The sequence below is a fragment of the Streptomyces sp. NPDC052496 genome (assembly GCF_040679095.1).
In the GTDB taxonomy this organism is placed as follows: Bacteria; Actinomycetota; Actinomycetes; order Streptomycetales; family Streptomycetaceae; genus Streptomyces.
Genome location: NZ_JBFAUH010000050.1, coordinates 1 through 26337, shown reverse-complemented (window position 1 = coordinate 26337; position 26337 = coordinate 1). Strand labels below are relative to the sequence as shown.

Sequence of the window (26337 nt, the reverse complement as noted above, 5' to 3'; positions counted from 1 at the left end):
CACACCTGTTACATGACTGCCCGGACAGGGCCGGGCGGGCCACCGGAGAACCGGTGAACCGCCCGAACGGCCCTGGCCGGAGCGGAGCTTCACCCGCTACTACCGCCGGGTGCCCGCCGGGCGACGGCGGCGCAGCACCGCGAAGCCCAGGCCCGCTGCCCCCGCGGCGGCGAACGCGCCGCCCAGGGCCGGCAGCACCGTCTCGTCCCCGGCCGCCGTCTCGGCACCGGCCGCGACCGCGCCCTGCGGGACGGCCTTGGTCTGCGCGGTCCGGGTGCTCAGGTTCTGGGCGTCCAGCTTCTGGGTGCTCAGGTTCTGGGAGCCGGTGTCGCCGGCGGGCGTGCCACCCTTGGGCTTGCCTTCCTGGCCGCCGCCGGGCTTGCCGCCGGGGGCGTGGGCGACGACGCTGCCGTCCGGGTTCAGCACGACGTACATGCCGTGGTAACGGACCACGTCGGACCGGCTGCCGGCCGTGAGGATGGCCACCAGGCGGCCGTTCACGGCGATCTCGCCCCGGTAGGTGCTCGGGCTGTCCTTGCCCACGGCCACGATGTTGCCGTCCGGCAGCTTCTGTTCGTGGGCGCCGCCGACGTGCTTGCCGCGGTCCACCCAGCTGACGACCGTGCCGTCCGGGTTGAGCACGAAGTACACGCCGTCGTCCGAGCCCACGGCGGACCGGCCGTCGGCCTCGATCATGACCACCGGGCTGCGGCCGTTGTAGACCTTGGCCTGGTAGGAGTCCGGGCCCACCTGGTAGATCCTGGCGCTGAGGCCGCCGGTGAGCTGCGCCGTACGGACGTAGCGGCCCATGGCCGGGGGCCGGATGTCGTCGGCGGCGTCCATCCAGGTGAGGTCGCCGTCGCGGTGGTGCAGCGTGACCCGCAGGTCCATGTACGTGATGGTCTGGTCCGTGCCGTCGGCCGCCATGCGCCGTACGGGCTCGGCCTTGGACGGGGCGAAGACCTCGGCTTCGTAGTGCTGGGCCCCGAGCTTGTAGATCTTGACCGTGCTGCCGTCGGGGAGCTTCTTGCTGCCCGCCGGCTTGCGCCCGTCGGTGCTCTTCCCGGCCTGGGCGTTCTCACCGGTGGACGCGGGCTTGTCCGCGGGCCTGGGCTTCTCTGCGGGCGCCGGCTGGTCCGCGGGCTTGGGCCGGTCCGCGGGCGCGGGCTCGGAAGCGGGCGCGGGCTTGCCGGGCGCGCCCCCGGCTTCCGGTGCGTCCTTCGTGACGGTTGTGGCCGGTCCGTCCGTGGCGGCGAAGGCGCCGGCTGCCGGGCCGAGGACGGCCGCCGCGACGGCGGCGGCGGTGGCCACGGCGCGCAGGGTCGTACGGCGCTGCGGAACAAAGGCTGACATGCGGTCCCCCAAGACTGATGTTCAGGTCCGGTGGTCGTCCGGACAGGAAGAAGAAAGCCGTCGCATGCCGCCTCCTCGAACGGGTGGGGCCGTGAGGTCTGGCGGTGGCGGTGAGACGTACGTTATTGATCACCTTTGAGCGGGTGATGCGCGCGATGTAACAACCGTCCCCCGGAAAAGTGACCGCCCGGTATCAGCCGCCGGCGCCCGGAACCACCGGATACCTCCCGGCCGCCGCACCCGACGTTTTCCACAGGGGGGTGACATGCAGCTACGCGCGTAGATATGCTCCCCTCGTGACCATGCCCACCACTGTTCCCGCATACGGCAAGGAAGCCGCGGGGCGTCTGGCGTCGATGGCGGACGTGACCGCTTCCGACGGTGCGCTGCGCCGCTTCCTGCACGGCCTCCCGGGCGTCGACGCGGTCGGCCTCCAGGCCCGCGCCGCGACCCTCGGCACCCGCTCGATCAAGACCACGGCGAAGGCGTACGCCATCGATCTCGCCATCTCGATGATCGACCTGACGACGCTCGAAGGAGCGGACACCCCGGGCAAGGTCCGGGCCCTGTGCGCCAAGGGGATCAACCCCGATCCCACCGACCGCACCACCCCCAAGGTCGCCGCGATCTGCGTCTACCCCGACATGGTGGCGACCGCCAAGGAGGCCCTGACCGGCTCCGGCATCCACGTCGCCTCCGTCGCCACCGCCTTCCCGGCGGGGCGGGCCGCGCTGCCCGTCAAGCTGGCCGACACCCGGGACGCGGTCGCGGCCGGCGCCGACGAGATCGACATGGTGATCGACCGGGGCGCGTTCCTGTCCGGCCGCTACCTGTCCGTCTTCGAGGAGATCAAGCAGGTCAAGGAGGCGTGCCGCCGCGAGGACGGCTCGTACGCCCACCTGAAGGTCATCTTCGAGACCGGCGAACTCCAGACGTACGACAACGTGCGCCGGGTCTCCTGGCTCGCGATGCTGGCGGGTGCCGACTTCATCAAGACCTCGACCGGCAAGGTCGCGGTCAACGCCACCCCGCCGGTGACCCTGCTGATGCTGGAGGCCGTCCGGGACTTCCACGCCGCGACCGGCGTGCAGGTCGGCGTGAAGCCGGCCGGCGGCATCCGTACGACCAAGGACGCGATGAAGTACCTGGTCATGGTCAACGAGACGCTGGGCGATCAGTGGCTGACCGCGGACTGGTTCCGCTTCGGCGCCTCCAGCCTGCTCAACGACCTGCTGATGCAGCGCCAGAAGCTCAGCACCGGCCGCTACTCCGGCCCCGACTACGTCACGGTGGACTGACCATGACTTTCGCATACGCACCGGCGCCCGAGTCGCGCGCCGTCGTCGACATCGCGCCGTCCTACGGGCTGTTCATCGACGGCGAGTTCGCCGACGCGGCCGGCGGCAAGGTCTTCAAGACCGTCTCGCCCGCGAACGAGGAGGTCCTCTCCGAGGTCGCGCAGGCGGGCTCCGAGGACGTGGACCGCGCGGTCAAGGCCGCCCGCAAGGCGTTCGAGAAGTGGTCGGCGCTGCCCGGCGCCGAGCGCGCCAAGTACCTCTTCCGCATCGCGCGGATCATCCAGGAGCGCTCCCGCGAGCTGGCCGTCCTGGAGTCGCTGGACAACGGCAAGCCGATCCGCGAGTCCCGCGACTCGGACCTGCCGCTGGTCGCCGCGCACTTCTTCTACTACGCGGGCTGGGCGGACAAGCTGGGCCACGCCGGTTACGGCGCGAACCCCCGTCCGCTGGGCGTGGCCGGCCAGGTCATCCCGTGGAACTTCCCGCTGCTGATGCTGGCGTGGAAGATCGCCCCGGCGCTGGCCTGCGGCAACACCGTCGTCCTCAAGCCCGCCGAGACCACCCCGCTGTCCGCGCTGTTCTTCGCGGACATCTGCCGCCAGGCGGGCCTGCCGAGGGGTGTCGTCAACATCCTCACCGGTGACGGCTCGACCGGCGCCGAGCTGGTCGCGCACCCGGACGTGAACAAGGTCGCCTTCACCGGCTCCACCGAGGTCGGCAAGGCCATCGCCCGTACCGTCGCCGGTACGGACAAGAAGCTCACCCTGGAGCTGGGCGGCAAGGCCGCGAACATCGTCTTCGACGACGCGCCCATCGACCAGGCCGTCGAGGGCATCGTCAACGGCATCTTCTTCAACCAGGGCCATGTGTGCTGCGCGGGTTCGCGCCTGCTGGTGCAGGAGTCCGTGCAGGACGAGCTGCTGGCCGCGCTCAAGCGCCGGATGAGCACGCTGCGCGTCGGCGACCCGCTGGACAAGAACACCGACATCGGCGCGATCAACTCCGCCGAGCAGCTGGCTCGCATCACGGCGCTGGCCGACGCGGGCGAGGCCGAGGGTGCCGAGCGCTGGGCCCCGTCCTGCGAACTGCCCGACTCCGGCTACTGGTTCGCGCCGACGCTGTTCACCGGCGTCACCCAGGCCCACCGCATCGCCCAGGAGGAGATCTTCGGGCCGGTGCTGTCGGTGCTCACCTTCCGTACGCCGGAAGAGGCGGTCGCCAAGGCCAACAACACCCCCTACGGGCTGTCGGCGGGCGTCTGGACGGAGAAGGGCTCGCGCATCCTGTGGATGGCGAACCAGCTCCGGGCGGGCATCGTCTGGTCCAACACGTTCAACAAGTTCGACCCGGCCTCGCCGTTCGGCGGTTACAAGGAGTCGGGCTTCGGCCGCGAGGGCGGCCGGCACGGTCTGGAGGCGTACCTCGATGTCTGATCGCTTGAGCGTTCTCAAGACCTACAAGCTGTACGTCGGGGGCAAGTTCCCCCGGTCCGAGAGCGGGCGGGTGTACGAGGTGTCGGACTCCAAGGGCAACTGGCTCGCCAACGCGCCCCTGTCCTCCCGTAAGGACGCCCGGGACGCGGTGGTCGCGGCCCGTAAGGCGTTCGGTGGCTGGTCCGGCGCGACCGCGTACAACCGCGGCCAGATCCTCTACCGCGTCGCGGAGATGCTGGAGGGCCGCCGCGAGCAGTTCGCCGCGGAGGTCGCCGACGCCGAGGGCCTGTCGAAGGCCAAGGCCGCGGCGCAGGTGGACGCGGCGGTCGACCGCTGGGTCTGGTACGCGGGCTGGTCCGACAAGGTCGCCCAGATCGCGGGTTCGGCGAACCCGGTGGCCGGGCCGTACTTCAACCTGTCGTCCCCGGAGCCGACCGGTGTGGTGGCCGTGCTGGCGCCGCAGGAGTCGTCGTTCCTCGGGCTGGTCTCGGTGATCGCCCCGGCGATCGTCACGGGCAACACGGTCGTGGTCGTCACGAGCGAGAAGTCGCCGCTGCCCGCGCTGTCGCTGGGCGAGGTACTGGCCACCTCCGACCTGCCGGGCGGTGTGGTCAACATCCTGTCGGGCCGCGTCAACGAGCTGGGCGGGCCGCTGGCCGCGCACCAGGACGTCAACGCGATCGACCTGGCGGGCGCCGCGGCCGACGCGGAGCTGGTCAAGGCGCTGGAGACGGCCGCGGCCGACAACCTCAAGCGCGTCCTGCGTCCACAGGCTGTGGACGGTGTCGTCGACTGGACCGCCGACCCCGGTACCGAACGGATGCTGGCCTTCCTGGAGACGAAGACCGTCTGGCACCCGATGGGGGTCTGACCCCCGCCCCGCGAGCGTCCGCGCCCGCGGGAAGACGCTTCCGCCCGCCCTCAGCCGTCCATGAGGGCGGGCGGTCCGCGTTCCGCTCCGCCTCCGGCGCGTTCAACCGGGCAGCAGTCCCATGACGTTCTCGGTGACCGGCATGTCCCCCAGCGCGCCCCCGCGCGCGATCGGGTCCGTCACCAGTCCGGTGGTCAGCGGCTTGAAGTCGGCGACCTGGGTGCCGATCTTGTTGGTCAGCGGATCGGCGGCGGTGCCCGCCAGCGGATCCAGCTGGAGGCTCTTGACCGGCCCGACGCCGCCCGCGACGGAGTGCAGCAACGCGCCGCCCAGGGCCGTGCCGGCCGCCTCGATGTCGAGGTCACTGTCGTGACCGGCCGCCGCGCCCGCCGGTGCCGCGCCGGCTGCCGTGAGCGCCGCACCGGCCGCCGTGATCGCCAGCCCGGCGCGCAGCAGGCCGCGCGGTACGCGGCGCCGCCGGGGCGTAGGTCGTGCGTGTGAGGCCATGTGCTGCCACCTGCCTGTGCGGAGAAAACGTAAATTATTCAGTAATCGAACGATTGCGAAGCGTAGTTGAGTGGTGCCGGGCCGTTCCAGCGACCGCGCACCGGGTAACCCGCACGGCCCAATGCGCGACAATGGCTTCCCGTGAGCTCCCACACCGCCGCCCGGCCACCCGCCGCCCGGGTCGTCCTGCTGACCGGCCCCTCCGGCTCCGGCAAGTCGTCCCTCGCCGCCCAGTGCGGCCTGCCCGTGCTCCACCTCGACGACTTCTACAAGGAGGGCACGGATCCGACGCTGCCGGCGCTGGCCGACGGCGGCGGCACCGACTGGGACTCACCGCTGTCGTGGGACGCGGGTGCCGCCGTCGCCGCGATCGAGGAACTGTGCCGTACCGGGCGTACGGCCGTACCGGTGTACGACATCTCCGCCAGCGCACGGACCGGGGAAACGGTTCTGGAACGGGGCGCGGCGCACCTGTTCGTCGCGGAAGGCATCTTCGCCGCGGACATCATCGAACAGTGCCGTACGGCGGGCCTGCTCGCCGACGCCCTGTGCCTGCGCGGCCGCCCCGCCACGACCTTCCGGCGGCGGCTCGCCCGTGACCTGCGCGAGGCCCGCAAACCGGTACGGGTCCTGCTGCGCCGCGGACTGCGCCTGATGCGTGCCGAACGCGCGATCGTCGCCCGGCACACCGCGCTGGGCGCCCACCCGTGCGCGAAGCCGGAGGCGCTGACGCGGATAGCGGCGGCGCGGGCGGCAGTCCCCGTGGCCGCACCGGACGCACCGGCCGCCCCCCGGGAAGTCTGCGCCTGAACGGCGCATCCGAACGGCGAAGGAGCGGATTCGCCCCGGACCCCCCGGCCGGCCGAACCCGCTCCTCATCCCCCCGTGTCCCCCGTGGATCCCCCCTCGGGTTCTCCCCCCGTTCCCCCTCTTCCTCGCTCCCCCGTGTCCCCCCCGTTTTCCCCGCCCTCAGGCCACCAGCTCGCCGAAGGACTCCTGCTCGTCACGGCCGAAGCTGAGGACCTCGTCCTCGCGCAGCCGGCGCAGGGAGCGCCAGATGCTGGACTTCACCGTGCCGACACTGATGTCGAGGATGTCCGCGATCTCCGGGTCCGTGCGGCCCTCGTAGTAGCGCAGCACCAGCATGGTGCGCTGCGTCTCGGGCAGCCGGGCCAGTGCCTGCCACAGCACCGCGCGCAGCTCCGTGCCGCGCATCGCGTCCGTGTCCCCGGCCGTCTCCGGCAGCTCCTCGGTCGGGTACTCGTTCAGCTTGCGGCGGCGCCACGCGCTGATGTGCAGGTTGGTCATGGTGCGGCGCAGGTAGCCGCCCAGCGCCGCCTTGTCACTGATCCGGTCCCACGCCCGGTAGGTCGAGAACAGCGCGCTCTGCAGCAGGTCCTCGGCCTCGAAGCGGTCACCGGTCAGGTGGTAGGCGGTGGCGTACAGGGAAGCGCGGCGCTCCTGGACGTAGGCGGTGAACGCCGCGGCGGCGTCCCCCGTTTCCTCCGCCTGCGACGCGGTGCGCCGTTCCCCCGTGCCTTCCCTGTACGCCGGCCCCTCGGCGGAACCACCGTTGCCCCCGTCGGTTCCCCCGTGTCCCCCGTCGCGCTGCGTCATCGCGTCGATCGCGATCATGTACGGAATGCGATGACGTCCGGTGCCGCGAGCGCACCCCCGCCCGCCCACGGCACCGGACTTCTCGGTGGTCCGCCCGACATCGTGCAGACGCGTGATGACTGCGCTGGTCGTGGTGCTGTGCAGTGTGTTCATCGCGCGCCCCCCGTCGGTAGACCCTGCTTGCTTCGGTTCGTGATGGGGAAAAGACTGCCGAACCAGTTTCATGACGCTGTCTGCCGTCTGTCACAGCCCTGTCACAGCGGGAGGGTCGGGGCCCGGACACCTGGCGGACACCGTGCGGACACCGGACGGTCCGGGGCCGGGAGACCGTTCGGACACCGGGCGGCCGGGGCACGGGCACCGCGCGGGGCCCGTGCAGGTCGAAGTCGTGGTCTCCCATGGGCCAGAATGGCCGGTGTGCCTTTCCTGTTGCTGATCGAGGACGACGACGCCATCCGCACGGCCCTCGAACTCTCCCTGTCGCGCCAGGGTCACCGTGTGGTGACCGCGGCGACGGGCGAGGACGGCCTGAAGCTGCTGCGCGAGCAGCGCCCGGACCTGATCGTGCTGGACGTGATGCTGCCGGGCATCGACGGTTTCGAGGTGTGCCGGCGGATCAGGCGTACGGACCAGCTGCCCATCATCCTGCTGACCGCGCGCAACGACGACATCGACGTGGTGGTCGGGCTGGAGTCCGGCGCGGACGATTACGTGGTCAAGCCGGTGCAGGGCCGGGTGCTGGACGCCCGCATCCGGGCGGTGCTGCGGCGCGGGGAGCGGGAGTCCAACGACGCGGCGACGTTCGGTTCGCTGGTCATCGACCGCTCGGCCATGACGGTCACCAAGAACGGCGAGGACCTGCAACTGACACCCACCGAGCTGCGCTTGCTGCTGGAGCTGAGCCGCCGCCCCGGGCAGGCGCTGTCCCGGCAGCAGCTGCTGCGGCTGGTGTGGGAGCACGACTACCTCGGTGACTCACGGCTGGTGGACGCGTGTGTGCAGCGGCTGCGCGCGAAGGTGGAGGACGTACCGTCCTCGCCGACCCTGATCCGTACGGTCCGCGGTGTCGGCTACCGGCTGGACACCCCGCAGTGACGGACCGCTCGACCGAGAGCCGTACGCGTACGGAAGGCCGTACGGCTGCCGAGGCCGCCGGTGCCGAGGTCTCCGGTGACGGCGGGGCCGCGCCGGAGCGGCCGTCCTTCGCCCGGCGGTGCGTACGGGCGCTCGGCCTGCTGCGCTGGACCAGCCTGCGGCTGCGGCTGGTGTTCGTCTTCGCGCTGGTCGCGCTGACCGCGGCGGTCTCCGCCTCCGGCATCGCGTACTGGCTCAACCGCAACACCGTGCTGGACCGCACCCAGAACTCCGCCCTCAACGACTTCCGCAAGTCCCTGGAGGACAGCACCCGTTCGCTGCCGCTGCGCCCGCGGTGCACGGAGCTGGACGACGCGGCACGGCAGATGGCGGGCGGCCCGCAGAACTACACCGTCCTGCTGGTCGCGCAGGGCAGTGACGGCAAGCAGTGCGTCGCCTCCACCGACAAGGACCTGTTCACGCTCGCGTCGGTGCCGAAGCCGCTGCAGACGGCGGTCAACGAGAAGCGCGCGCTGGACGACGGCAACCGCGTCCCGTACCACATGTACTGGCAGCGCAAGGAGCTGCACGACACGCCGTACCTCGTCGCCGGGGCGCGGATGAACGGCGGCGGCCCGACCGGCTACATGCTCAAGTCGCTCGCCACCGAGCGGCAGGACCTCAACTCGCTGGCCTGGTCGCTGGGGATCGCCACCGCGCTGGCCCTGGTCGGCTCGGCGCTGCTGGCACAGGCCGCCGCGACCACCGTGCTGCGGCCCGTGCAGCGCCTGGGCCACGCGGCCCGGCAGCTGGGCGAGGGGCGGCTGGACACCCGGCTGCGGGTGACCGGCACCGACGAGCTCGCCGACCTCTCGCGCACCTTCAACCGGACGGCCGAACGGCTGGAGCAGCGGGTGGCGGAGCTGAGCGGCCGGGAGGCGTCCTCCCGCCGGTTCGTCGCGGACATGTCGCACGAGCTGCGGACGCCGCTGACGGCGATCACCGCGGTCACCGAGGTGCTGGAGGAAGAGGAGGACTCCCTCGACCCGATGATCGCGCCCGCGGTGAAGCTGGTGGTCAGCGAGACCCGGCGGCTGAACGACCTGGTGGAGAACCTGATGGAGGTCACCCGCTTCGACGCGGGGACGGCCCGCCTGGTGCAGGACGACGTGGACGTCGCGGACCAGGTGACCGCCTGCATCGACGCGCGGGCCTGGCTGGACGCGGTCGAGCTGGACGCCGAGCGCGGCATCGTGGCCCGGCTGGACCCGCGCCGCCTCGACGTGATCCTCGCCAACCTCATCGGCAACGCGCTCAAGCACGGCGGCTCGCCGGTCCGGGTGTCGGTGCGCACCGAGACCACGGCGGACGGCGAGGACCTGCTGATCCGGGTACGGGACCACGGGCCCGGCATCCCGGAGGAGGTCCTGCCGCACGTCTTCGACCGCTTCTACAAGGCGAGCGCGTCCCGGCCGCGGTCGGAGGGCAGCGGCCTGGGCCTGTCGATCGCGCTGGAGAACGCCCACATCCACGGCGGTGAGATCACGGCCGCGAACTCGCCGGAGGGCGGCGCGGTCTTCACCCTGCGGCTGCCGGTGGGCACGGCGCCGGCGGAGGACGGTGCGGGGACGGAGCCGGGAACGGGCGCCGGGACGGACGCCGGTACGGACGCGGGCACCGGTACGAGCTCCGGGGCCGGCGTACGGGCGGGCGCGGACAGCGGCATGCGCACCGGCGCGCACCCCGGCGCGTCCGAGGACGCGGGCACCGGCGCGGACGCCGGTACGGAAGGCACGGAGCGCCGCGGTACCGAGCCCCGCGGCACGGAAGGCGGTGACGGCTGATGACGTGGCGTATCCGTACGCGGAGGCCGTCCCGGGGCCGGACCGCCGTGCTGGCGGCCGTGGCCCTGGGGGCCCTGCTGCCGGGCCTGGCGGGCTGCGGCATCCGCGGTACGTCCGTGCCGGTCGACGCCGGGGGCGCGCCCTCGCGGGTCAGCTGCAAGGTTCCCGCGGGCTCGGTGCCGCCGGTCCCGCCCGACGGTTCGCGGGTCACGGTCTACCTGGAGTGCAGCTCGGCGCTGGCGCCGGTGGAGCGGACCGTGACCAACCCCAAGCAGCAGACCGCCGACCGCCTCCGGTCGGCGCGCGCGCTGCTGGACGAGCTCCAGAAGCAGCCGGGCCCGGTCGAGGAGCAGGCCGGGTTCAGTACGGCGGTGCCCGGGGACCTGGAGGTGTCCGGGCCGCGCGCGGGCGATCCCGCGCAGACGCTGCGGCTGAGTGCGCGGCCGGAGGACCTGCCGTCCTTCGCCCTCGCCGAGATCGTCTGCACGTTCGGCGAGAGCGCGGCACTGGGCCGTACCCACGCCGCGGTGCTGGGCGGCCCCGGCGACGGCCGTCCGCAGCGCTACCCCTGCTCGGCCGATGTGCGCGCCCATCCGGACAGCGTGCTGAGCGCCGGTTCGGACGCACCCGCGACGTCGGGCTGAGGCCGGGCGGGGGCGGCGCGGGCGGTACGTGCGGGGCGTACGGGGCGGTGCAGGCCGTACCGTGCGGGCCGGCGGGGACCGCGCGCCGGCCGTGCGGGGAACGGGAGCGGGCCGTGCGGGGAACGCGGCCGGGCCGTTCACCGCCGCTTACGGAACCGCGGCCGCCGGTAGCCGCGTCCTGCCCTGTGTGCAGGGACATGGCCGCGGCGATACCGCCGCCCTCCGTATGCGCGCCGCGGGAGCCGTCCTCCTCGTGGCGCATCTGCTGATCGTCGGCTGGCTGACGCTGCGCCCCCGTCCGGTTCCCTGGGTGCCCGCCGCGAACTTCCGGCCGCTGGCGACGATCCGCGCGGAGCTGGCACACGGCCCGTGGGAGGCGGTGCAGAGCCTCGGGGGCGCGATGCTGCTGCTGGCCCCGCTGGGCATCCTGCTGCCGATGGCAGCCGGGCGCCTGAACGTTTCTCCCCTGGGTTCCCTGGCACGTACGGTCTTCACCGGCGCGATGGTCGCGCTGGCGATCGAGCTGCTGCAGGCCGGCATACCCGGCCGTGTACCCGACGTGGACATGGTGCTGCTGAACACGGCCGGGGTCGTACTGGCGCACCTGCTGGTCGTACCAGGGTTCCGGTACCGGCTCCGCCGCAAGGAGGACACACCCGTGCGGCCGACCCCCACGCGAGCCAGGGTTCACATCGCACCGCAGGCCGACGCCCTGTCGGGTTCCCGGACCTACCTTTGAGACATCGGGGCAGACAGTCCCGTACCCGGTCGAAAAGGAGTCGAGAACCATGGCCGCCGCACTGGTCCGTCCCCGCAACAACAGGATGATCGCCGGAGTGTGCGCGGGCCTGGCGCGGCGCTTCGGCACCTCGCCCGGCACGATGCGCGTGATCTTCCTGCTCTCCTGTCTGCTGCCCGGTCCGCAGTTCCTGGTCTACCTGGCCCTGTGGCTGTTCCTCCCGTCCGAGGACAAGGCCCACCGGACCGCCTGGTAGCCCCGTACGCCCGTGCCCCGGCCCGTACACGCAGTACGGGCCGGGGCACGGGCGTGTCCGCTCCGGGACGCGTCGCGGAGCCGGGGTCTCAGCCGAGCGCCTTGGTGAGGCCGCCGGCGGGCAGGCCGCCCAGCAGGTTGCCCTTGTTGTTGGTCTTCAGGGCGTGCTCGGGGCCGTGGTCGCCGGTGAGGCTCTTGGCGGTCTCCTGGACGGGCAGGCTGTTCTGGAGCGTGTCCGCGACGTCACCCGGTACGTTCGCGCCGGTCACCTCGGCGGCGGAAGCCGTGCCGGCCGCCGCGGCGGCGAAGGCGACGCCGAGCGCGGCGGCACCGAGAGTCCTGATGGTTCCCTGCTTCATGGAAATACATCCTTGTGATGGGAGTTCGACCGGACCGGAAATCTAGTGACGCCGCCGACACGCCGCAAACACCCGCGGGGGACGGAAAACGGCCGGCGCTTGACACGCCGGCCGTTCCTTTCTCCCGTATCCGTTCCGGTTACTCGGAGCGATACTCGCTGATCACCGCGGGCTCGGCATCCACCTGCCGGAACAGCCATTCGGACCGCAGCTCGGCATAGCCGGGCTTGATCACATCGTTGATCATCGCAAGCCGTTCATCGAAAGGAATGAACGCGCTCTTCATCGCATTGACGGTGAACCACTGCATGTCGTCGAGCGTGTATCGAAATGTCGAGACCAGGTGCTCGAATTCCTGGGACATGCTCGTGCCGCCCATCAGGCGGTTGTCGGTGTTGACCGTCAGCCGGAACTGGAGCCGGCGCAGCAGACCGATCGGGTGCTCCGCGTACGAGGCGGCGGCGCCGGTCTGGAGGTTGGAGGTGGGGCACATCTCCAGCGGGATGCGCTTGTCCCGTACGTACGAGGCGAGCCGGCCCAGCTTCACCGAGCCGTCGTCGGCGACCTCCATGTCGTCGGTGATGCGGACGCCGTGGCCGAGCCGGTCCGCGCCGCACCACTGGAGCGCCTGCCAGATCGACGGCAGGCCGAACGCCTCGCCCGCGTGGATCGTGAAGTGGTTGTTCTCCCGCTTGAGGTACTCGAACGCGTCGAGGTGGCGGGTGGGCGGGAAGCCGGCCTCGGCGCCCGCGATGTCGAAGCCGGCGACGCCCAGGTCGCGGTAGCGGTTGGCCAGTTCGGCGATCTCCAGGGCGCGGGCCGCGTGCCGCATGGCGGTCAGCAGCGCGCCGACGCGGATGCGGTGGCCGGCCGCGCGGGCCCGCCGTTCGCCTTCGCGGAAGCCCTCGTTGACCGCCTCGACGACCTCTTCGAGGCTGAGGCCCTTCTCCAGGTGCTGCTCGGGCGCGTACCGGACCTCGGCGTACACGACGCCGTCGGCGGCCAGGTCCTCGGCGCACTCGGCGGCCACCCGCTTGAGGGCGTCGCGGGTCTGCATGACGGCACAGGTGTGCGCGAAGGTCTCCAGATAGCGTTCCAGCGAACCGGAGTCGGCGGCCTCGCGGAACCAGACGCCGAGCTTCTCGGGGTCGGTCTCGGGGAGGTTCTCGTAGCCCACCTCGCGGGCCAGCTCGACGATGGTGGCGGGGCGCAGGCCACCGTCGAGGTGGTCGTGCAGCAGCACCTTGGGCGCGCGGCGGATCTGGTCGCCGGTCGGAAGAGTGGTGGTCTCGCTCGTCATCTCGGCACTGTAGCCCCTACGCGCGTAGAACTTCACGAACGATACGCAACGGTGACCCGTACACGGGGTGGCCCGTGGCCCGCCTTCTGCCATCGTTTCGGTCATGGCTCAGCAAGCGTTGCCGGTGCGCGGTGCCCGGCTGGGGAAACCGCGGGGAGCGGCCGGAGCGGGACGGGCGGTGTGCGGCGTCGCGCTGTTACTGCCGGAGGGCGGCCCTTCGGGCACCCGGCGGCCCTCCCCCTTGTCCGCTCTGGCGGCCCGTCCGCTCGCCGCCCGGCTGGCGCGCGCGGGACGGTCCGAGGGACTGGTGTCCCACGTCGTGCACTACCGCTGCCGCGGCTGGAACGGCGCGGCGGCCCATCCGGCGGAGGACGCCGCCTGGGCGGTGGAGGAGGTGGTGCGGCGGTACGGGGACGTGCCGGTCTGCCTGGTCGGTACGGGCATGGGCGCGCGCGCCGCACTGCACGCCGCGGGCCACCCGGCGGTCAGCTCCGTACTGGCGCTCGCCCCGTGGATACCCGACCTGGGCCCGGAAGGCGCCGACTCCGTCCCGGTGAAACAGCTCGCCGGCCGGCAGGTGCTGCTCGTCCACGGCACGAACGACGAGCGGACCGACCCCGACCTCTCCTACCGCTACGCCGAACGCGCCAAGAAGATCAACCGCGACGTCTGCCGCTTCGAGGTCCACTCGGACGGCCACTCCCTCCACCAGCACCGCTCCGAAGTCCTCGCCCTGGCCGCCGACTTCGTGCTGGGCTCGCTCTTCGCCCACGGCTACGCCCGCCCGGTCGCGGACGCGCTGGCGGCTCCGCCGCCGCTGGGGCTGCGGATGCCGCTGGCGTCGGGGTTCGGGGAGTCGCTCAGGCATTAGGGACGCTGCACTGACGGATCTCCGCGGCAGCGCGGCAGAGCGACTCCCCCGGCTACTCCTGGGAGCCGCCCCCGGGGCACACAGCGCGTCGCGTTCCTCATCGCCGAGCGGCGCGGAGCAGCCCGGCGCGCACCGCGGTACGGCCGCCGCCTCACCGCGGGATCAGCATCCCCCGCCGCCCCAGCAGGAACTTCTTGAACGCCGCCACCGGAGGCGTGTCGGGATGACCGTCCATCCAGGCCAGACCGATCTCACGGACCGCGCGCGGGGCCGTGACCGTCAGCTCGGCGACGCCCGGGCGCGGCACGGCCGGCGGCGGCAGCAGCGCCACCCCGAGACCGGCGGCGACCAGGCCGCGCAGCGTCTCGGCCTCCTCCCCCTCGAACGCGACCTTCGGCGTGAAGCCCGCCTCGGCGCACAGCGCGTCGGTGATCCGGCGCAGCCCGTACCCCGGCTCCAGGGTGACGAACAGCTCCCCCGCGGCCTCCGCCAGCCGCACCCGCTTACGGGCCGCCAGCGGGTGGTCGTCCGGCACCACCAGCCGCAGCTTCTGCTCGTCCAGGCGGCGCGCGACCAGGTCCGGATAGTCCGGGACCGGCGAGGTCAGACAGAGGTCCAGGTCGCCGGCGCGCAGCCGCTCGATCATCGCTTCGCCGTAGTTCTGGACGAGCTGGAAGCGCACCCGGGGGTGGTCGGCGCGGAAGGTGCGGATCAGGCCCGGTACGGTCTCCGAGCCCATGGTGTGCAGGAAGCCGAAGGCGACCTTGCCCGCGGTGGGGTCGCTGTCGGCCCGTACGGACTCCGTGGCGCGCTCGACGTCCAGCAGCGCCCGCTCGGTGGAAGCGAGAAAGGCGCGGCCGGCCGGGGTCAGCGACAGGGTCCGGCCGTGCCGGGCGAAGAGCGCGACCCCGAGGTCGGCCTCCAGCCGGACGATGGCGCGGCTGAGGGTGGACTGCGGCATGCCCAGCTCGTGCGCGGCGCGCGTGACGTGCTCGTGGCGTGCGACGGCGGCGAACTGCGCCAGCCGGGGCGTCAGGGCCAGCGCCCACGAACCCACCCCGAGGTCGGCCGTCTCCGTCGGTTCACCGGCCCGTGCCCGGATGTCTTTCATGTTGCCAGTTTGCGACAGAGGCCGCCCTGAGCTGCTGTTATGTGCCACAGCATCGATTATGGCGTTTCTATGCATTGGACGCATGAAACCGGCAGGCATACGTTCGGAACATGCCTCCCGCTGATACCGGGGCGTCGGTCGCCGCGCGCGCCGACGCCTGTGCGCAGTCGTCCCCCGTCACCTCCTCCGCGCCCGCCGCCGACGCGCCCCCGGCGCCCGGCCCCGAGGCCGCCAAGCTGCATCCGGGCGGCCCCGGTTACCGCCGGATGAGCTTCGCCCTCTTCGCCGCGGGCGTCGCCACCTTCGCGCTCCTGTACTCCACGCAGGCGCTGCTCCCCGCGATCTCCGCCGACCTCGCCGTCACACCCGACCAGGCCAGCTGGACCGTGTCGGCCGCGACGTTCGGCCTGGCCCTGGCCGTCATCCCGCTGAGCGCGCTGTCCGAACGCTTCGGCCGCCGCACGATGATGACCGCCTCCCTGTCGGTCGCCGCGCTGATCGCGATGCTGGTGCCGTTCGCGCCCGACCTGGGCTGGCTGGTCGCGCTGCGCGCCGTCCAGGGCGTGGCGCTGGCCGGGCTGCCGGCCTCCGCGATGGCGTTCCTGGCCGAGGAGGTACGGGCCAAGGCGCTGGTCGCCGCGATCGGCCTGTTCGTGGCGGGCAACAGCATCGGCGGCATGTCGGGCCGGATCGTCACCGGCTGGGTGGCCCAGGCGTGGGGCTGGCGCGCGGCGCTCGGCGCGGTCGGCGTGCTGGCCGTGGTCTGCGCCGTGGCCTTCCGCCTCCTGGTCCCCAAGGCCCGGCACTTCGCGCCCCGCAAGGTCGGCCCGCGCGCGCTGGCCCGTACCCTCGGCGGCCACCTGTCCGACCCGCTGCTGCGCCGCCTGTACGGCATCGGCGCGCTCTTCATGACGGTCTTCGGCGCCGTCTACACAGTGATCGGTTACCGCCTGGTCGACGAGCCCTTCAACCTCCCGCAAGGCATCGTCGGCTCGATCTTCCTGATCTACCTGGTCGGTACGGTCTCCTCCGCCGCCGCGGGCCGCCTGGTCGGCCGCGTCGGCCGGCGCGGGGCCCTGTACCTCGCGGTCGGCACCACGGCGGCGGGCCTGCTGCTCACCCTCACCGCGTCGCTCGCCGCGGTCCTGCTCGGCCTGGTCCTGATCACCGCGGGCTTCTTCGCGGGCCACGCGGTGGCGTCGTCCTCCGTCAGCCGCACCGCGAAGACGGCGCGCGCGCAGGCATCGGCCCTCTACCAGTGCGCGTACTACGTGGGCAGCAGCATCGGCGGCGCGCTCGGCGCGGCGGCATTCCACGCGGGCGGCTGGGAGGCCACCGTGGCGCTGGGCCTGGCCGCGATGGCCGGCGCCGCGTCGATCACGCTGTACGCGACGCGCAAGGCGATGGCGGAGCGCCGCGTGCTCCACGTACAACAGGCCGCATAACGGCCGCTCGCAGCCCGAAGGGCCCATCCCGCCACCTGTCCTGGTGGGGTGGGCCCTTCGTCATCCGACGGGGAACAGCGAGGTGTCGACGGTGACGTCGAACGGTGCGGGCAGCCGCAGCTCATCGCCGTACTTCACCATCTCCAGCACCCGGTACGACCCGCCCTCCGGCTCGCCGTACAAGGTCGCGGTCGGCGTGCCGGAGTGCCAGGGGTCCAGGAGGAGGTAGAGGGGGACGCCGGTGGCGGCGTAGGCGTGGAGCTTTTCGACGCGGTCGTGGTTCGCGCCGCTCCAGGAGGTGACTTCGGCGACGAGCCGGGGCACGTCCGCCGCGCACCGATTCTTGGGGACGACCGACACGTCCGGGACGAACAACCCGCGCCCACCGGAGAGCGTCAGCTCCAAGGCCTGGTAGATCCCCCAGTCGCGAGGGATGACGGTGTACAGCAGGCGCTGAAGCTCATCCACCGTGTCGTTGTGGGCGCTGTCGGGCGGGGGCTCCACCACGACGAGACCCCCGACGATCTGCACCTTGCAGCCCTCGGGCCACTTGGCCTCCCGCCGGAACCGGGTCAGCTCGTCCCACACCACCATGAGGCCCCCTCAAATCGTCGGACCCCGACCTCAGCACGCCCCGCCGGACCGGGGGCGTCCGGCCGCCCCCGTTCACCCGAACGATTCCCCACCCCTCACCCCTTCAACGGATCATGCCCCCAGTTCATCAACGAGTACCGCCACGTCGTCCCCTCCACATCCCCCGACGGCTTCTGCGCGAGATGGCGATGGACGTATCCCGTCACCTTGCGCATGTGGGCGTAATCGTCATCGGAAAGATCCGCGCGTCTGGTGCGGAGCAAGGACACGATCCGGCGGCCCGACTCATGCCCCACCGACTCCCCGCCCCCCTTGTGCTGCCCCGACTCCTTGGACTCGTCCTTCTTCAGCCAGGACTCCAGCTCGGACGGGGACATGTTCACCGCGTCCTTGAAGTCGTGCCAGACGGTGTCCTGGTCGTCCTGCGTCTTCGCCATGGCCTCAGGACCGCTTCTTCTTCAGGGCGCCGGGCTTGTGCACGGCCGAGCCGCCGGACTTGTCGCTGCGGACCTTGTACTGGGGGTCGTCCGGCGAGGCGTCGACCGTCCGCCCCGCCTCCTCCGTACGCTCCGTGATCTTCTTCTCCACCTTGCCCACGGCCTCGCTGCCGTGGCTCTTCCAGGTGACCTTGTCGCCCTTGCTGAAGTCGTCCTTCTTCTTCGCCATCGCCGGTCTCCTCGCGGTCTGGTCCTCCCAGGACAGCACCGGTCGGGGCGCGGCGCGCGTCGGGCGCGCCCCGGAAGGAGCGCGCCCGACGGCAGCGGTGCGGGGCCGGATCAGCCGATCCGCTCCAGCACCACCGGACGCGGGGTGAAGTCCGTGCCCGGCGGGGCGATCAGGACGCCGCCGTCGAGGGCTTCGAGGGCGTAGGGGAGTTTTTCGGGGGTGTCGGTGTGGAGGGTGAGGAGGGGCTGGCCCTCCTTGACCTCGTCGCCGGGCTTGGCGTGGAGTTCGATGCCGGCGCCGGCCTGGACCGGGTCCTCCTTGCGGGCGCGGCCGGCGCCCAGGCGCCAGGCGGAGACGCCGACGGCGTACGCGTCGAGGGTGGTCAGGACGCCGGAGGCGGAGGCGTTGACGGTGTGCTGCTCGCGGGCGACCGGGAGGGGCGCGTCGGGGTCGCCGCCCTGGGCCTGGATCATGCGGCGCCAGTGGTCCATGGCGGAGCCGTCGGCGAGGGCCTTGGCGGGGTCGGCGTCCTTCAGGCCGGCCGCGTCGAGCATCTCGCGGGCCAGCGCGAGGGTGAGTTCGACGACGTCGGCCGGGCCGCCGCCGGCCAGCACCTCGACGGACTCGCGGACTTCGAGGGCGTTGCCGGCGGTCAGGCCGAGGGGGGTGGACATGTCGGTGAGCAGCGCGGAGGTGCGTACGCCGTGGTCGGTGCCGAGTTCGACCATGGTGGTGGCGAGTTCGCGGGCGTCCTCGATGTTCTTCATGAAGGCGCCGGAGCCGACCTTGACGTCCAGGACGAGCGAGCCGGTGCCCTCGGCGATCTTCTTGGACATGATCGAGGAGGCGATGAGCGGGATGGCCTCGACGGTGCCGGTGACGTCGCGCAGCGCGTACAGCTTCTTGTCGGCGGGCGCCAGGCCGTCGCCCGCGGCGCAGATGACCGAGCCGACGCTGTCCAGTACGTCCATCATCTCGGCGTTGGAGAGCAGGGCGCGCCAGCCGGGGATGGCCTCCAGCTTGTCGAGGGTGCCGCCGGTGTGGCCGAGGCCGCGGCCGGAGAGCTGCGGTACGGCGGCGCCGCAGGCGGCGACGAGGGGCGCGAGCGGCAGCGTGATCTTGTCGCCGACGCCGCCGGTGGAGTGCTTGTCGGCGGTCGGGCGGGCCAGCGAGGCGAAGTTCATCCGCTCGCCGGAGGCGATCATGGCGGCGGTCCAGCGGGCGATCTCCGTACGGTTCATGCCGTTGAGGAAGACGGCCATCGCCAGGGCCGACATCTGCTCGTGGGCGACCTCGCCGCGCGTGTAGGCGTCGATGACCCAGTCGATCTGCTCGGGGGTCAGCTCCTGCTTGTCGCGCTTGGCGCGGATGACCGAGATGACGTCCATCTGGGCTTCCTTTCGTGGAACGGCCGGCTCAGCCCGTCCCTGTACCCGGGAACGACGCGGCGAGCGGGCCTGTCCAGTTCTACACGCATAGAGCCGGGAGATCGAGAGGCCCGCACCGCTGAGGTGCGGTGCGGGCCGGCGAGCCGTCAGCGGCCCAGGTGCTGGGGGCCGAACGCGTCCGGGAGGAGGTCGTCCAGGCGCCGGACGCCCGCCTCGCCGCCGTCGACCAGGAGGCCGGGGCCGCCGTGCTCGTACAGCAGCTGGCGGCAGCGGCCGCACGGTACGAGCAGGTCGCCCTGGCCGTCCACGCAGGTGAACGCGGTCAGCCGGCCGCCGCCGGTGGCAGCCAGCGCGGAGACCAGGCCGCATTCGGCGCACAGGCCGAGACCGTACGAGGCGTTCTCGACGTTGCAGCCGACGACCGTACGGCCGTCGTCCACCAGGGCCGCGGCGCCGACCGGGTAGCCGGAGTACGGGGCGTACGCCCGGGACATCGCGTCCCGGGCCGCCTCGCGCAGCCGCTCCCAGTCGACCGTCGCCTGCCCTTCGCCGCTCCGGCCGTCGTTCATCCGGCCATCGTGCGTCATGTGCCCTGCCCCCGCCGGTACGGCTTGCCGTTGGCCTTCGGGGGCCGCAGCCGCTGGGCGAACAGCGCCAGCACCAGCAGCGTGGCGATGTACGGGCTGGCCTCGACCAGCTCCAGCGGCACCACGTCGGTGAGGAAGTACCAGAGGACGAGGAGGACCGCCGCGACGCCCGCGACCGCCGCCTGGGCGCGCTTGGCGGCGCGCAGCCGGAACAGGGCGAGGACGGCGAGCAGGGCCGCGAGGCCGAGCAGCAGCGCGTGCACGGTCGGGCCGCCGCTGCGCAGCTGCATGGCGTCCATGAAGCCGAACAGTCCGGCGCCCATCGCGACGCCGCCGGGCCGCCAGTTGCCGAAGATCATCGTGGCCAGGCCGATGTAGCCGCGGCCGCCGGTCTGCCCGTCCTGGTAGAAGTGCGTGCTGATGGACAGGAACGCGCCGCCGAGCCCGGCCAGCGCGCCGGAGACCAGCACCGCCGCGTACTTGTACGTGTAGACGTTGACGCCCAGCGACTCCGCCGAGACCGGCGCCTCGCCGCAGGACCGCAGCCGCAGGCCGAAGGAGGAGCGCCACAGCAGGTAGAAGGTGCCGACGAAGAGCAGTACGGCCAGCACGGTCAGCCAGGAGACGTTGGTGACCAGGCCGCCGAGGATGCCGGCCACGTCGGAGACCAGGAACCAGTGGTGGTCCTCGACGGTCTGCAACGCGTCCGAGAGGCCCGGGACCGAGAACGTCGGCATGTCGGACATCGGCGGCGACTGCTTGTCGTTGCCGCCCGCCTGCATCGCCGCGCTGCCCTCCGCGCCGAACCACAGCGTGGCCAGGTACTGCGTCGCGCCCAGCGCCAGGATGTTGATCGCGACACCGGAGACGATGTGGTCGACGCCGAAAGTGACGGTGGCGATGGCGTGCACCAGGCCGCCGAGCGCGCCGCCCAGGACGCCGATGGCCGCGGCGGCCCACGGGCCGTGCTGCCAGCCGACCCAGCCGGCCGCGAACGAGCCGAGCATCATCATGCCTTCGAGGCCGATGTTGACCACGCCGGCCCGCTCGGCCCACAGGCCGCCGAGACCGGCCAGGCCGATCGAGGTGGCGGCGGCGAGCGCCGCGCTGAACTGTCCGGCCGAGGTCAGGTCGCTGGTGCCGGTGACCGCGCGCAGCAGGGACAGCGCGACGATCGCCCCGGCGATGATCAGCAGGATGACCGGGTAGGTCAGCTTGCGGCGGCCGCCGCCCCGCGCGCCGGCGCCGGGCCGGGCCGCGGGCTTGAGTTCGGTACTCACGCGGTCGCCTCCGCCTTGTCGTTCTCACCTGAGTTCGTACGGGCCTGGGCGGCCAGTTCCTCGCCGACCTTGCGCTGCTGGGCGCGCAGCCCGTACCGGCGCACGATCTCGTACGCGATGACCACGCACAGCACGATCACGCCCTGGATCACGCCGACGATCTCCTGCGCGTACCCCTCGAACTCCAGGCGGGAGCCGGTGCGGTCGAGGAACGCCCACAGCAGCGCACCGAAGGCCATGCCCACCGGGTGGTTGCGGCCCAGCAGCGCGATGGCGATGCCCGTGAAGCCGATGCCGGCCGGGAAGTCGGTGCCGTAGTTGAAGGACTCGCCGAGCAGGGTGGGCATGCCCACCAGGCCGGCCGCGGCGCCCGAGAGCACCATCGAGATCACGATCATCCGCTTGACGCTGACGCCGCTGGCCTCGGCGGCCGGCTCGGAGGCGCCCACCGCGCGCAGGTCGAAGCCGAAGCGGGTGCGGTTGAGCACGAACCAGTAGACGAAGCCGGCCAGCGCCGCGATCACCACGAAGCCGTACACCGGCTTGGGGTGGGTCGGGAAGCTGAAGAAGTGGCTGGACTCCGGCAGGGACTTGGTGTGCAGCAGGTTGCCGTCCTTGATCGCGAGGCGGCCGTCCTGGAGGAAGTAGCCGATCACGGAGGCGGCGATGGCGTTCAGCATGATCGTGGTGATCACCTCGCTGACGCCGCGCGAGGTCTTCAGTACGCCCGCGACGGCCGCCCACACCGCGCCCACCAGCATGGCGACCACGATGAGCAGGATGATCTGGAGCGCACCTGGCAGCGCGACCGCGCCGCCGACCGCGGCGGCCGCGAAGGCCGCCAGCCGGTACTGCCCGTCCACGCCGATGTTGAACAGGTTCATCCGGAAGCCGATGGCGACCGCCAGTGCCGACAGGTAGTACGGCACCGCCTTGTTGATGATCCAGACCTGGCTGTCGCTGTAGTGGCCGTAATCGGCCATGATCCCGTAGGCGCGCAGCGGGTTCTCGCCCGAGGCCAGGAAGACCAGCGAACTGATGACGAACGCGGCGGCGATGGCCAGCAGCGGCGCCGCGAGCGCCAGCAGCACCTTGTCCTTGGTGAGCGACCTGGTCAGCGTCTTCACTCCCGGTCACCACCCTCGCGCGTGTCAGCGTCTGCAGCGGTGAGGTGGCCGCTGGCGGCACCGGTCATGGCCGAGCCCAACTCCTCCGGGGTGATGGTCGCGGGGTCGGCGTCCGCGACCAGCCGGCCCCGGTACATCACCCGCAGGGTGTCGGAGAGCCCGATCAGCTCGTCCAGGTCAGCAGAGATCAGCAGGACCGCCAGCCCCTCCCGGCGCGCGGCGCGGATCTGCTCCCAGATCTGCGCCTGTGCGCCGACGTCCACGCCCCGCGTGGGGTGGGCGGCGATCAGCAGCTTGGGGTGGTGGCTCATCTCGCGGCCGACGATCAGCTTCTGCTGATTGCCGCCGGACAGCGAGGCCGCCGTCACCTCGATGCCGGGCGTCCGTACGTCGTACTCCGCGACGATCCGCTCGGTGTCCTTACGGGCCCCGGCCAGGTCGAGCAGGCGGCCCCTGCTGTTGGGGCGCTCGGTGACGTGGCCCAGGATGCGGTTCTCCCACAGGGGCGCTTCCAGCAGCAGGGCGTGCCGGTGGCGGTCCTCGGGGACGTACCCGATGCCGCCCTCGCGGCGCTTGCGGGTGCTGGCGCCGGTCAGGTCCTGCCCGTCCAGCGTCACGGTGCCGCCGTCGAGGGTACGGGTGCCCATGATCGCCTCGACCAGTTCGGCCTGGCCGTTGCCCTCGACACCGGCGACGCCGAGCACCTCGCCCTTGTGGATGGTGAAAGTGATCCCGTCCAGCACGGTGCGGACGACCCCGTCGGAGTCGGTGGCGCACAGCCGCAGGTCCTCGACGCCCAGCATCGGCGTGTCCGTCACCGTCGACTCACGCGTCTCCGGCGACGGCAGCTCACTGCCCACCATCAGCTCGGCGAGCTGCTTGGGCGTGGTCTTCGACGGCTCCACGGACGCGACGGTGGTGCCCCGGCGGATGACGGTGATGTCGTCCGCGACCGACAGCACCTCGCCCAGCTTGTGCGAGATGAAGATGACGGTCAGGCCCTCGGACTTCAGTTCCCGCAGGTTGTCGAAGAGCGCGTCGACCTCCTGCGGGACGAGGACCGCGGTCGGCTCGTCGAGGATGAGCGTGCGGGCGCCGCGGTAGAGGACCTTCAGGATCTCCACGCGCTGGCGGTCCGCGACACCGAGGTCCTCCACGAGGACGTCGGGGCGGATGGCGAGCCCGTACGCGTCCGAGATCTCCATGATCTTCTTACGCGCCTTGCCGGCGATGCCGTGCAGCTTCTCCGCGCCGAGGACGACGTTCTCCAGGACGCTGAGGTTGTCGGCCAGCATGAAGTGCTGGTGCACCATGCCGATGCCGCGGGCGATGGCGTCCGCGGGGGTGCTGAGCGCCGCCTGCTCGCCGTCGAGCGTGATGGTGCCCTCGTCCGGCTTCTGCATGCCGTAAAGGATCTTCATCAGCGTCGACTTGCCCGCACCGTTCTCGCCGCACAGGGCGTGCACGGTGCCGCGGCGGACGGTCAGGTCGATGTCGTGATTGGCCACGACACCGGGGAAACGCTTGGTGATGCCGCGGAGTTCGACGGCTGCGGGGCCCGGCTCGGCCGGGCGGCTGATCGTGGGTGCTGCGTTGATGGCGCACTCCCCTCGGGGATTGTCCTGGGGCGGACGTGTCCTGGACGGACGTGTCTTGGGCGGACGGCGTGTTCTGGGCAGGCGGCGGGAGCCGGTGACGGCCGCCGTCAGGGGCGCGATCGCGGCCCGGCCGCGGGTGGGTGGGCCGTGGTGCGGAGCCGCGGCCGCGGTGGGTCGGTACGAGACCGTACCGGCCCTGCTACGGCGTCTCCTTGACCTTCACCTTGCCCTCGACGATCTTCTGCCGGGCGGCGTCGATCTGCGGCTGGATGTCCTTGATGAAGCCGCCCGACGTGGCGAGCGTGACGCCCTTCTTCTTCATGTCGTACGCGTGCACGCCCGTCAGCGGCTTGCCGTCCTCGACGCTCTTGATCAGGTCGAAGACCGCCACGTCGACGTTCTTGACGACCGACGTCAGGATGCAGTCCTTGTACTTCGCCAGGCCCGGCTGGAGGTACTGGTCGGAGTCCACACCGATCGCCCAGGCGCCCTCGCGCTTGCTGACCGCCTCGATGGCGCCCGCGCCCGACTGGCCGGCCGCGGAGTAGATCACGTCGATGCCGCTGTCCAGCATGCCGCCCGCCTTGGCCTTGGCCGCGGCCGGGTCGTTGAACCCCTTGTCGTTGTTGGGGTACAGGTACTGCGACGTGACCTTGGTGTTCGGGTCGGTGTCCCGTACACCTTGCTCGAAACCGGCCTGGAACTTCTGGATCAGCGCGTTGTTCACGCCGCCGATGAAGCCGACCTTGTGGTTCTTGCTCTTCAGCGCGGCGGCGACGCCCGCCAGGTACGAGCCCTCGTGCTCCGCGAAGACCATCGCGTCCACGTTCTTGCCCTGCGGCACCGCGTCCACGACCCCGAACGTCGTCTCCGGGAAGTCCTTGGCGACGTTCTCGATCGACCGGCTGTAGGCGAAACCGACACCTATGACCGGGTTGTACCCGGCCTCGGCGAACGAGGAGAGCCGCTGCTCGCGGTCCGCCTCCGTCTCACCGTTCTTCGCGGTGAGCATCTTGACGTTGACGCCCAGCTTCTTCTTGGCGTTCTCGGTGCCGCGGGCGGCCGCCTCGTTGAAGGAGTGGTCGTCCCGGCCGCCGATGTCGAACGCGAGCCCGACACCGGCGTGACTGGCCCGGTTCGCCTCGGCGAAGCTCTGACCGCAGGCGGTGGCGGTGACCGCGAGAAGCGCGGAGGCGCTGGCCGCGGCGGCAAACCTGGTGACCCGACGCAAGGGGCCTTTCCCTTCGCTGATAGCGCCCACGGTGGCGCTGGCTTGACGGGAGATTAACGCGCGTAGACCTGGCGCAAAACCCTTCACTGCGTGGCCGTTATCTATTTGTTCCTCCCGGTGCGTGTGCCGCTCTCGCGCTTCGCGCGAGGGTTTGCGCTGTCGCGCGGCTCGCATGGGTTGGTTTGGGGGCGGGGGCGCGCAGGGGGCCAACTCCTCGGCACCGTGTACGCCGCCCGGGGCGTGAAGTGAACCCAGGCTCCCGGCTGACCTGCGGGGATGGCCCCCTACACGCCCCCTCAGGCCGGTTCGGCGAGGCCGGGACAGCAGGGGGGAGGGGGTCGATCACCCCGGTGCGCGCCTGCCTGATGGTGAGGTCCTCGGTGATGTGGCGTGTGGTCAGCGCGCCGCGTGCCGGTGCCCGTCTCGCGCTTCGCGCGAGGGTTGCGCTGTCGCGCGGCTCGCAGAGGTAGGTGCCGGGGCGGGGGCGCGCAGGGGGCCAACTCCTCGGCACCGTGTACGCAGCCCGGGACGTGAGGTGAACCCGGGCTCCCGGCTGACCTGCGGGGATGGCCCCCTACACGCCCCCTCAGGCCGGTTCGGCGAGGCCGAGACAGCAGGGGGGAAGGGGTCGATCACCCCGGTGCGCCCCCACCACATGGTGAGGTCCTCGGCGATGTGGCGCGTGGTCAGCGCGCCGCGTGCCGGTGCCCGTCTCGCGCTTCGCGCGAGGGTTTGCGCTGTCGCGCGGCTCGCAGAGGTTGGTGCCGGGGCGGGGGCGCGCAGGGGGCCAACTCCTCGGCACCGTGTACGCAGCCCGGGACGTGAAGTGAACCCAGGCTCCCGGCTGACCTGCGGGGATGGCCCCCTACACGCCCCCTCAGGCCGTTCGGCGAGGCCGGGACAGCAGGGGGGGAGGGTGTCGATGACCCTGGTGTGCCCCCACCACATGGTGAGGCTCACGTGGGGGTAGGGGCGAGGCCGCACTGCACGCGCTCTGAAAGGCGGCCCGGATGCCGGCCTGCCTCCTCGCGCTGCGCGCGAGAAAGGTCCCCTCGCGCTGCGCGCGAGGGGGCGGGATTTTCGCCACGATGGCGGGATAGCCGCAAACGGCGCGGGCTCGGGGACATACAGGGGTCTCCCCGCAG

The 26337-nt window shown here is 71.9% G+C and carries 26 protein-coding genes; 11 read left to right on the top strand and 15 right to left on the bottom strand.

Annotated elements, in window-relative coordinates; translation table 11 throughout:
• Positions 1-99: 99 nt before the first annotated feature.
• Entirely contained in the window at positions 100-1353 is a 1254-nt protein-coding gene (locus tag AB0L45_RS38100) for a hypothetical protein (protein WP_365848368.1), read from the bottom strand.
• 302 nt (positions 1354-1655) lie between these two features.
• On the opposite strand from AB0L45_RS38100, the gene deoC reads away from it, so the two are divergent.
• The 3 genes from deoC to AB0L45_RS38085 are packed head-to-tail and all read left to right on the top strand — an operon-like array spanning position 1656 to position 4955.
• The gene (gene deoC / locus AB0L45_RS38095) at positions 1656-2651 is read left to right on the top strand and encodes a deoxyribose-phosphate aldolase (RefSeq protein ID WP_365848381.1); all 996 of its coding nucleotides are present in this window, start codon (positions 1656-1658) and stop codon (positions 2649-2651) included.
• Positions 2652-2653: 2 nt separating this feature from the next.
• A complete protein-coding gene (locus AB0L45_RS38090; RefSeq protein ID WP_365848367.1) occupies positions 2654-4084 on the top strand; it encodes an aldehyde dehydrogenase family protein in 1431 nt (476 codons plus the stop codon).
• Positions 4077-4955: an aldehyde dehydrogenase family protein gene (locus AB0L45_RS38085; RefSeq protein WP_365848366.1), complete on the top strand. Its 879-nt coding sequence runs from the start codon at positions 4077-4079 to the stop codon at positions 4953-4955. Before AB0L45_RS38090 ends, AB0L45_RS38085 begins: the two co-directional genes overlap by 8 nt.
• Before the next feature lie 102 nt (positions 4956-5057).
• Here AB0L45_RS38085 and AB0L45_RS38080 read toward each other — a convergent pair whose 3' ends face one another.
• Positions 5058-5462 carry a hypothetical protein gene (locus AB0L45_RS38080; RefSeq protein ID WP_365848365.1) on the bottom strand — a complete coding sequence of 135 codons (405 nt, stop codon included), beginning with the start codon at positions 5460-5462 and terminating at the stop codon, positions 5058-5060.
• A 141-nt stretch (positions 5463-5603) separates the two neighbouring features.
• On the opposite strand from AB0L45_RS38080, the gene AB0L45_RS38075 reads away from it, so the two are divergent.
• Positions 5604-6272 (top strand): ATP-binding protein, encoded by a 669-nt coding sequence (locus tag AB0L45_RS38075; RefSeq protein ID WP_365848364.1) that lies wholly within the window; start codon positions 5604-5606, stop codon positions 6270-6272.
• Between the two features lie 159 nt (positions 6273-6431).
• On the opposite strand, the gene AB0L45_RS38070 is transcribed toward AB0L45_RS38075, so the two are convergent.
• A complete protein-coding gene (locus AB0L45_RS38070) occupies positions 6432-7232 on the bottom strand; it encodes a SigE family RNA polymerase sigma factor (protein ID WP_365848363.1) in 801 nt (266 codons plus the stop codon).
• Positions 7233-7496: 264 nt separating this feature from the next.
• Here AB0L45_RS38070 and afsQ1 point away from each other — a divergent pair, with 264 nt between their 5' ends.
• From afsQ1 to AB0L45_RS38045, 5 genes are all read left to right on the top strand, one after another.
• Positions 7497-8174, top strand: coding sequence for a two-component system response regulator AfsQ1 (gene afsQ1, locus AB0L45_RS38065; RefSeq protein WP_004571966.1), 678 nt, complete (start codon positions 7497-7499; stop codon positions 8172-8174).
• Positions 8175-8314: 140 nt separating this feature from the next.
• Positions 8315-9997: a HAMP domain-containing sensor histidine kinase gene (locus AB0L45_RS38060; protein ID WP_365848380.1), complete on the top strand. Its 1683-nt coding sequence runs from the start codon at positions 8315-8317 to the stop codon at positions 9995-9997.
• Positions 9997-10641, top strand: a complete 645-nt coding sequence (locus AB0L45_RS38055) for a hypothetical protein (protein ID WP_365848362.1) — start codon at positions 9997-9999, stop codon at positions 10639-10641. The genes AB0L45_RS38060 and AB0L45_RS38055 overlap by 1 nt, the downstream gene beginning before the upstream one ends.
• Positions 10642-10867: 226 nt before the next feature.
• Positions 10868-11380 (top strand): VanZ family protein, encoded by a 513-nt coding sequence (locus AB0L45_RS38050; RefSeq protein ID WP_365848361.1) that lies wholly within the window; start codon positions 10868-10870, stop codon positions 11378-11380.
• 49 nt (positions 11381-11429) lie between these two features.
• Positions 11430-11636 carry a PspC domain-containing protein gene (locus tag AB0L45_RS38045; RefSeq protein WP_365848360.1) on the top strand — a complete coding sequence of 69 codons (207 nt, stop codon included), beginning with the start codon at positions 11430-11432 and terminating at the stop codon, positions 11634-11636.
• Between the two features lie 88 nt (positions 11637-11724).
• Here the strand turns inward: AB0L45_RS38045 and AB0L45_RS38040 are convergent, their stop codons facing one another.
• Positions 11725-11994, bottom strand: a complete 270-nt coding sequence (locus AB0L45_RS38040; RefSeq protein WP_365848359.1) for a hypothetical protein — start codon at positions 11992-11994, stop codon at positions 11725-11727.
• A 139-nt stretch (positions 11995-12133) separates the two neighbouring features.
• The gene (locus AB0L45_RS38035; protein WP_365848358.1) at positions 12134-13294 is read right to left on the bottom strand and encodes an adenosine deaminase; all 1161 of its coding nucleotides are present in this window, start codon (positions 13292-13294) and stop codon (positions 12134-12136) included.
• A gap of 103 nt (positions 13295-13397) precedes the next feature.
• On the opposite strand from AB0L45_RS38035, the gene AB0L45_RS38030 reads away from it, so the two are divergent.
• A complete protein-coding gene (locus tag AB0L45_RS38030) occupies positions 13398-14165 on the top strand; it encodes an alpha/beta hydrolase (protein ID WP_365848357.1) in 768 nt (255 codons plus the stop codon).
• Between the two features lie 151 nt (positions 14166-14316).
• On the opposite strand, the gene AB0L45_RS38025 is transcribed toward AB0L45_RS38030, so the two are convergent.
• The gene (locus AB0L45_RS38025) at positions 14317-15324 is read right to left on the bottom strand and encodes a LysR family transcriptional regulator (RefSeq protein ID WP_365848356.1); all 1008 of its coding nucleotides are present in this window, start codon (positions 15322-15324) and stop codon (positions 14317-14319) included.
• Between the two features lie 62 nt (positions 15325-15386).
• On the opposite strand from AB0L45_RS38025, the gene AB0L45_RS38020 reads away from it, so the two are divergent.
• A complete protein-coding gene (locus AB0L45_RS38020) occupies positions 15387-16721 on the top strand; it encodes an MFS transporter (RefSeq protein WP_365848355.1) in 1335 nt (444 codons plus the stop codon).
• A 60-nt stretch (positions 16722-16781) separates the two neighbouring features.
• On the opposite strand, the gene AB0L45_RS38015 is transcribed toward AB0L45_RS38020, so the two are convergent.
• The 9 genes from AB0L45_RS38015 to AB0L45_RS37975 form a co-directional block, all read right to left on the bottom strand.
• Positions 16782-17315 carry a Uma2 family endonuclease gene (locus tag AB0L45_RS38015; protein WP_365848354.1) on the bottom strand — a complete coding sequence of 178 codons (534 nt, stop codon included), beginning with the start codon at positions 17313-17315 and terminating at the stop codon, positions 16782-16784.
• Between the two features lie 95 nt (positions 17316-17410).
• Positions 17411-17752: a DUF3140 domain-containing protein gene (locus AB0L45_RS38010; protein ID WP_365848353.1), complete on the bottom strand. Its 342-nt coding sequence runs from the start codon at positions 17750-17752 to the stop codon at positions 17411-17413.
• A gap of 4 nt (positions 17753-17756) precedes the next feature.
• Positions 17757-17981, bottom strand: a complete 225-nt coding sequence (locus AB0L45_RS38005; protein WP_365848352.1) for a DUF2945 domain-containing protein — start codon at positions 17979-17981, stop codon at positions 17757-17759.
• A 110-nt stretch (positions 17982-18091) separates the two neighbouring features.
• Positions 18092-19369: a thymidine phosphorylase gene (locus tag AB0L45_RS38000; RefSeq protein ID WP_365848351.1), complete on the bottom strand. Its 1278-nt coding sequence runs from the start codon at positions 19367-19369 to the stop codon at positions 18092-18094.
• Between the two features lie 146 nt (positions 19370-19515).
• Complete coding sequence (locus AB0L45_RS37995; protein WP_365848350.1) at positions 19516-19938, bottom strand: cytidine deaminase; 423 nt, start codon at positions 19936-19938, stop codon at positions 19516-19518.
• Between the two features lie 14 nt (positions 19939-19952).
• Positions 19953-21236 carry an ABC transporter permease gene (locus AB0L45_RS37990; RefSeq protein ID WP_365848349.1) on the bottom strand — a complete coding sequence of 428 codons (1284 nt, stop codon included), beginning with the start codon at positions 21234-21236 and terminating at the stop codon, positions 19953-19955.
• On the bottom strand, positions 21233-22363 hold the full coding sequence (locus AB0L45_RS37985) for an ABC transporter permease (RefSeq protein ID WP_365848348.1): 1131 nt from the start codon (positions 22361-22363) through the stop codon (positions 21233-21235). The genes AB0L45_RS37990 and AB0L45_RS37985 overlap by 4 nt, the downstream gene beginning before the upstream one ends.
• Positions 22360-23871: an ABC transporter ATP-binding protein gene (locus AB0L45_RS37980; RefSeq protein WP_365848347.1), complete on the bottom strand. Its 1512-nt coding sequence runs from the start codon at positions 23869-23871 to the stop codon at positions 22360-22362. Before AB0L45_RS37980 ends, AB0L45_RS37985 begins: the two co-directional genes overlap by 4 nt.
• Before the next feature lie 289 nt (positions 23872-24160).
• Positions 24161-25192 (bottom strand): BMP family ABC transporter substrate-binding protein, encoded by a 1032-nt coding sequence (locus AB0L45_RS37975; protein WP_365848346.1) that lies wholly within the window; start codon positions 25190-25192, stop codon positions 24161-24163.
• Positions 25193-26337 lie beyond the last annotated feature (1145 nt).

Coding starts and splice junctions, on each gene's coding strand:
- AB0L45_RS38100 (WP_365848368.1), bottom strand. CDS start 1,353: ATGTCAGCCTTTGTTCCGCAGCGCCGTACGACCCTGCGCGCCGTGGCC.
- deoC (WP_365848381.1), top strand. CDS start 1,656: ATGCCCACCACTGTTCCCGCATACGGCAAGGAAGCCGCGGGGCGTCTG.
- AB0L45_RS38090 (WP_365848367.1), top strand. CDS start 2,654: ATGACTTTCGCATACGCACCGGCGCCCGAGTCGCGCGCCGTCGTCGAC.
- AB0L45_RS38085 (WP_365848366.1), top strand. CDS start 4,077: ATGTCTGATCGCTTGAGCGTTCTCAAGACCTACAAGCTGTACGTCGGG.
- AB0L45_RS38080 (WP_365848365.1), bottom strand. CDS start 5,462: ATGGCCTCACACGCACGACCTACGCCCCGGCGGCGCCGCGTACCGCGC.
- AB0L45_RS38070 (WP_365848363.1), bottom strand. CDS start 7,232: ATGAACACACTGCACAGCACCACGACCAGCGCAGTCATCACGCGTCTG.
- AB0L45_RS38055 (WP_365848362.1), top strand. CDS start 9,997: ATGACGTGGCGTATCCGTACGCGGAGGCCGTCCCGGGGCCGGACCGCC.
- AB0L45_RS38050 (WP_365848361.1), top strand. CDS start 10,868: ATGCGCGCCGCGGGAGCCGTCCTCCTCGTGGCGCATCTGCTGATCGTC.
- AB0L45_RS38045 (WP_365848360.1), top strand. CDS start 11,430: ATGGCCGCCGCACTGGTCCGTCCCCGCAACAACAGGATGATCGCCGGA.
- AB0L45_RS38040 (WP_365848359.1), bottom strand. CDS start 11,994: ATGAAGCAGGGAACCATCAGGACTCTCGGTGCCGCCGCGCTCGGCGTC.
- AB0L45_RS38035 (WP_365848358.1), bottom strand. CDS start 13,294: ATGACGAGCGAGACCACCACTCTTCCGACCGGCGACCAGATCCGCCGC.
- AB0L45_RS38030 (WP_365848357.1), top strand. CDS start 13,398: ATGGCTCAGCAAGCGTTGCCGGTGCGCGGTGCCCGGCTGGGGAAACCG.
- AB0L45_RS38020 (WP_365848355.1), top strand. CDS start 15,387: ATGCCTCCCGCTGATACCGGGGCGTCGGTCGCCGCGCGCGCCGACGCC.
- AB0L45_RS38015 (WP_365848354.1), bottom strand. CDS start 17,315: ATGGTGGTGTGGGACGAGCTGACCCGGTTCCGGCGGGAGGCCAAGTGG.
- AB0L45_RS38010 (WP_365848353.1), bottom strand. CDS start 17,752: ATGGCGAAGACGCAGGACGACCAGGACACCGTCTGGCACGACTTCAAG.
- AB0L45_RS38005 (WP_365848352.1), bottom strand. CDS start 17,981: ATGGCGAAGAAGAAGGACGACTTCAGCAAGGGCGACAAGGTCACCTGG.
- AB0L45_RS38000 (WP_365848351.1), bottom strand. CDS start 19,369: ATGGACGTCATCTCGGTCATCCGCGCCAAGCGCGACAAGCAGGAGCTG.
- AB0L45_RS37995 (WP_365848350.1), bottom strand. CDS start 19,938: ATGAACGACGGCCGGAGCGGCGAAGGGCAGGCGACGGTCGACTGGGAG.